At 40.4% G+C, this 361-nt stretch carries 1 protein-coding gene; it reads left to right on the top strand.

Translation table 11 applies throughout. From position 1 onward, the window contains the following. The coding region (locus ACHRV3_RS22995) for an Ig-like domain-containing protein (RefSeq protein WP_395442796.1) at nucleotides 1–361 on the top strand (361 nt) is incomplete at both ends.

Genomic DNA, 361 nt, shown 5'->3' with positions numbered 1-361 from the left:
CAACTACGCCACAAGTTTATAATTTCAATACACAAGCGGTGGTTGTGACTAAACCGGTGGTTGCTATTACTGCGCCAACAGCTTCGGCGATTGCTATAAATTTAGGATCAGCGATTAATTTTGTTGCTAGTGTTGGATTAAGTGCTGCTGATGCTACTACAATCTCATCTGTTGCATTTAGTTTAGATGGGCAAAGCTTGAATGCTACCAATTCTTCAGGAACTTATACAGCGGTTTGGACACCAGTAGCAAATCAGTTTTCGCTTAGTCATACCTTAACTGTTACGGCTACTGCGTCAAACGGAACAACAGATTCAAAAACATATAGTTTTACATTAACTTGTTCTGGTGCAAACTGCCC

This window comes from Flavobacterium sp. FlaQc-49, from assembly GCF_044005985.1.
GTDB classification, from domain to species: domain Bacteria; phylum Bacteroidota; class Bacteroidia; order Flavobacteriales; family Flavobacteriaceae; genus Flavobacterium; species Flavobacterium cupriresistens.
Note: the sequence above shows the minus strand (reverse complement) of the source record. Positions and strands in the feature narration are given on the sequence as shown.